4 protein-coding genes are annotated in these 4,546 nt (G+C 68.7%); all 4 read left to right on the top strand.

All coding sequences use genetic code 11. The annotated features are described in order from the left end of the window. The first annotated feature begins 62 nt into the window (after positions 1–62). Complete coding sequence (locus ACNPM4_RS08665) at positions 63–1,142, top strand: ABC transporter permease (protein WP_448985410.1); 1,080 nt, start codon at positions 63–65, stop codon at positions 1,140–1,142. Continuing rightward, positions 1,139–2,143 (top strand): ABC transporter permease, encoded by a 1,005-nt coding sequence (locus tag ACNPM4_RS08670; RefSeq protein ID WP_448985411.1) that lies wholly within the window; start codon positions 1,139–1,141, stop codon positions 2,141–2,143. Before ACNPM4_RS08665 ends, ACNPM4_RS08670 begins: the two co-directional genes overlap by 4 nt. Then, the gene (locus tag ACNPM4_RS08675; RefSeq protein ID WP_448985412.1) at positions 2,140–3,660 is read left to right on the top strand and encodes a sugar ABC transporter ATP-binding protein; all 1,521 of its coding nucleotides are present in this window, start codon (positions 2,140–2,142) and stop codon (positions 3,658–3,660) included. The genes ACNPM4_RS08670 and ACNPM4_RS08675 overlap by 4 nt, the downstream gene beginning before the upstream one ends. Further along, on the top strand, positions 3,657–4,546 hold an 890-nt coding region (locus ACNPM4_RS08680; RefSeq protein ID WP_448985413.1), incomplete at its 3' end, for an aldo/keto reductase. The genes ACNPM4_RS08675 and ACNPM4_RS08680, both read left to right, overlap by 4 nt.

A 4,546-nucleotide genomic window follows, 5' to 3' on the forward strand; every position in this document is an offset into this window, starting at 1 on the left:
GAGACGCTCGGCCTGGGCATCGATTGGGATCGCGATGCGATGGACGACAGGATCGTGCTCTGATGTCGCGTCTGGGTGCTGCCGCGCGCGCCGAGCTCCGCTCACCGCGTGCGCTCCTCGTCGTCCTGATCGTCGTCCTGGTCACGACCCTGGCGATCCTCAAACCGGCGTTCCTCAACGGCCCCTTCGTCATCGCGCCGCTGCTCACGACGATCGCGATCTTCACGGTCGTCGGGCTCGCACAGATGGTCGTGCTCTCGATCGGCCACATGAACCTCGCTGTGGGACAGCTCGCGGGGATCGGAGCGCTCGTCACCGGTGCCGCGTTCGAGAACTTCGGCCTGCCGCTCCTCGCCGGGCTCGCTCTCGGGGTGCTCGCCAGTACGGCGCTCGGCGCGCTCGCCGGATGGATCATCGCCAAGACCGGAGTGAACTCCTTCATCGTGACTCTCGCGATGAGCTTCACGCTGCTGGGGCTGATCCCCACGCTGTACAAGTCGTGGAGCACCGGCCAGGCCTTCACGGTCTCGCCCGCCGGGTTCGAGACCATCGGGCGTGGCACCTTCGCCGACGTCTGCATGTTCGGCTACTGCGGGTCGAACGCCGTGCCGCTGATGGTCCTGCCCGCACTCGGCTGCATGGCCGTGATCTGGTACTTCTACACCTGCACACGCAGCGGACGCGAAGTCCTGATGACCGGCAGCAGTGTGAAGGCCGCAGAGCTCTCTGGCATCCCCACCGCGAGCCGGACCATCCTCGCGCATGCCCTCTCCGGGCTGCTCGCGGCGATCGCCGGGTTCTTGCTCGCCGCGAGCACGGGGTCGTTCACCCCCGCCATCGGCAGCGAGTTCATGCTCTCCTCGTTCCTCGGACCGATCCTCGGCGGCACGCTGCTCGCCGGCGGCCTGGTCTCGATCGTCGGCACCGCGCTCGGCATCACGCTGACCTCGGTGATCCGCAAGGGGCTCGAGCTGTTCGGGGTCGGGCTCGAGACGCTCAACGTCCTGCTCGGCGTCATCCTCCTGGCGGCACTCGCCACGGACCGGCTGCGGCTGCTCTTCGCGCGACGCCGTCCCGCCGCAGCGACGGAGTCCGCCGCGACGCTCGCCGTCGAACTCGAAGAGGCGGAGGCCCACCGATGAAACGCATGATCAGCGCGAACAACCTCCTGCTGGTCGGGATCGTCGTGGTCGGAGCCGCCGTGCTGGGCATGGCGACATCGGGACAGTTCTTCGGCCCGGTGTCGATGACGAGCTTCTTCCGGTTCGTCAGCGTGCCGATCCTGATCGGGCTCGCCCAGATGATCACGCTCTGCGTCGGGCAGCTCAACCTCGCGGTCGGTGCCATCGGCGGTGTCGCGGCCTGCTTCACCGGCGTGATCGTCACCTCCTGGGGCGTCCCCCCATGGATCGGTGCCCTCGTAGCCGTGCTCACCGGCGCCGTCCTCGGCCTCGTCAACGGTCTGCTGGTCGTCGGGACCAGGATCAACGGCTTCATCGTGACTCTCGCGATGTCGCAGATCCTGATCGGTGTGCAGTACGCCCTCGTGGGCACCCGTACGATCGAGCGCAAGGCCTGGCCCGAGCTCGCCGCCTTCGGGCGGTCGGAGATCCTGGGCATCCCCACGATCTTCCTGATGACGCTCGTGGTCGCCGTGATCGTCGCCCTGTACTTCGCACAGACGGTGTCGGGACGCAAGCTCCTGGCCAGCGGGGGCAACGCCTCGGCCGCGCAGCTCGCGGGAATCTCGACCGACCGTGCTCTCGTCGTGGCCCACACGCTCTCCGGACTCCTCTGCGGCGCCGCCGCGATGGTGAGTATCTCGTTCCTCCCCGGCGTGAACACGACCGTCGGCGGCGACTGGCTGCTGCCGAGCTTCGCCGCACCGATCATCGGCGGCGTCGCGCTCGCCGGAGGGACCGTGGCCGTCCTCGGCACGGTGCTCGCGGCGATGGTCGTGCGGCTCGTGGATGCCGCCAGCCCGATCTTCCGCTTCGACGCCGAGGTCGTGAACTTCGTCGTCGGTGCGGTGGTGCTGGGTACCGTGGCTCTCGGCAAGCTGCGCGAGGTGCAGGCGTCTCGACATGCCAGCAGGATCAGATCGTTGCGAGCGGAAGCCGCACTGGCGGAGGTGAAGCGATGACCGTCGCACTGGAAGTCCGGAACCTGCGCAAGACGTTCCCTGGCGTGACCGCGCTCGCCGACGCGAACCTGACCCTCGAGGCCGGCTCGGTGCACGCCCTCATGGGCGAGAACGGCGCGGGCAAGTCGACGCTCATCAAGATCGTGACCGGTGTGCAGGGCGCTGACTCCGGGAGCCTGATCCTGGGCGGCGAGGAGATCTCGTTCTCGAACCCGCTGGAGGCGATGGCGGCCGGCATCGGTGTCGTGCATCAGGAGCGCAACGTCGTCCGCGAGTTCACCGTGGGGGAGAACATCGCCCTCTCCGCGATGCCCCGCCGTGCGGGCACGGTCGACTGGCGGCAGGTGTGGCGCGAGTCGAAGCGCTGCCTGGACATGCTCGACCTCGACATCGATCCCCGCACCCCCATGCGTGAGCTCTCGGCCGCGCAGATCCAGCTCGTGGAGATCGCCCGCGGCCTGTACCGCAGCGCCAAGGTGCTCCTGCTCGACGAACCGACCGCCTCACTCAGCAACGACGAGGCCGACCGGCTCTACAAAGTGGTGCGCCAGCTCAGCGCCGAGGGCACCGCCATCGTCCTCGTCAGCCACAAGCTGGACGAGGTGTTCGCGCACTGCGATGCGATCACGGTGCTCCGCGACGGCAGCACCGTCATGCCCTCGCAGCCGATCGCGGACACGACCCATGACGAGGTCGTCGCGCGGATGGTCGGCCGCACGCTCGCCGATCTGGAGGTCGAGGAGCGCAAGGTCGACCGCACCGTCACGCCCGCGCTCGAGCTGACGGATGTCAGCACCGCCGCCGGGCATCGCCGCATCTCGCTCGCGGTTCATCCGGGAGAGGTGCTCGGGATGTACGGGCTCGTCGGCGCCGGCCGCACCGAGCTCGCGCGAGCCATCCTCGGACTCGACCGAGTCGTCGGGGGAGAGGTGAAGGTCGACGGCAGATCGGTGCGGATCCGCTCCGTGCGCGATGCCCTGCGCCGTTTCCGCATCGGCTACGTCACCGAGAACCGCAAGGAGGAGGGAGTCTTCCTCCTGCAGTCGATCACGCGCAACGTCGCCGTCACCATCTGGTCGGAGATCTCGAAGGTCCTCGGATTCGTCCCCGGGCGCACGGAGCGCGACGCGGTGCAGACCCACGTCGACGCCCTGGACATCAGGATCAGCTCGCAGGATCAGCTCGCCGGACAGCTCTCCGGAGGCAACCAGCAGAAGGTCTCTCTGGCCAAGTGGCTCGCCGCGCGGACCCGTGTGCTCATCATCGACGAGCCGACGGTCGGAATCGACGTGCGCACCAAGCGCGCGTTCTACGAACTCATCTGGCGGCTCGCCGACGACGGCATGGCGATCCTGCTCATCTCGAGCGACCTCGCCGAGATGGTGACTCTCGCCGACCGCATCGTCGTGATGGACCAGTTCATCGTGCGCGGTGTCGTCGAGAACACGCACGATTACCAGCCGATGAGTGCGGCCGTGATGAGTCACATCCACGGCTCGTCGGTGGAGGCTTCATGATCCCCGTTCGCACGCATCGCGGGCTCGACGTCAGCATCCTCGGCATGGGGTGCGCCCAGCTCGGCAACCTCGGCAGTGTGTTGACCGATGAGGAGGCGGAAGCGTCGGTGCACGCGGCCTGGGACGCCGGCATCCGCTACTTCGACACGGCGCCCCACTACGGACTCGGCCTCTCGGAGCGCCGACTCGGCCGCGCGCTCGCCGCGTATCCGCGGGACGAGTACGTGCTCTCCACGAAAGTCGGGCGACTACTCGTCCCGAGCCCGGAGACGGCTCACCTGCGGGACATGGCCAACCTCTTCGACGTGCCGTCCGACGTGCGTCGCGTCTACGACCTCAGCCGCGACGGCGTGCTGCGGTCGCTCGAGGCGAGCCTGGACCGGCTCGGAGTCGACCGGGTGGACGTCGTGTACATGCACGACCCGGACGACCACTTCGACGCCGCCAGGACCACCGGTGCGCAGACGCTGTCGGCGCTGCGCGACGAGGGCGTGATCGGAGCGTACGGCGCCGGGATGAACCAGGCCGGGATGCTCGCCGACCTGATCGAGCAGACCGACGCGGACATCGTGATGTGCGCCGGTCGCCTCACACTCCTCGAGCAGGCCGCCAGTCTGCGGATGCTGCGGCTCGCGCGCGAACGTGGTGTCGCGGTGGTCGCCGCTGCCGTCTACAACTCGGGACTCCTCGCCCGTGACAGCGTGCCCGACCGGGTCAGCTACGACTACGCCGATGCGCCCCCGGACGTGGTGGAGCGGGCGCGCGAGCTCGAGCGCATCTGCCGCGCGCATGGCGTGACGCTGCCGTCGGCCGCCGTGCAGTATCCGCTGCGGATGCCGCAGGTGGTCTCGGCCGTCGTGGGGATGCGCGGGGTGCAGCAGGTGAC

The sequence above is a fragment of the Microbacterium umsixpiens genome, from assembly GCF_053543675.1.

Coding starts and splice junctions, on each gene's coding strand:
- ACNPM4_RS08670 (WP_448985411.1), top strand. CDS start 1,139: ATGAAACGCATGATCAGCGCGAACAACCTCCTGCTGGTCGGGATCGTC.
- ACNPM4_RS08665 (WP_448985410.1), top strand. CDS start 63: ATGTCGCGTCTGGGTGCTGCCGCGCGCGCCGAGCTCCGCTCACCGCGT.
- ACNPM4_RS08675 (WP_448985412.1), top strand. CDS start 2,140: ATGACCGTCGCACTGGAAGTCCGGAACCTGCGCAAGACGTTCCCTGGC.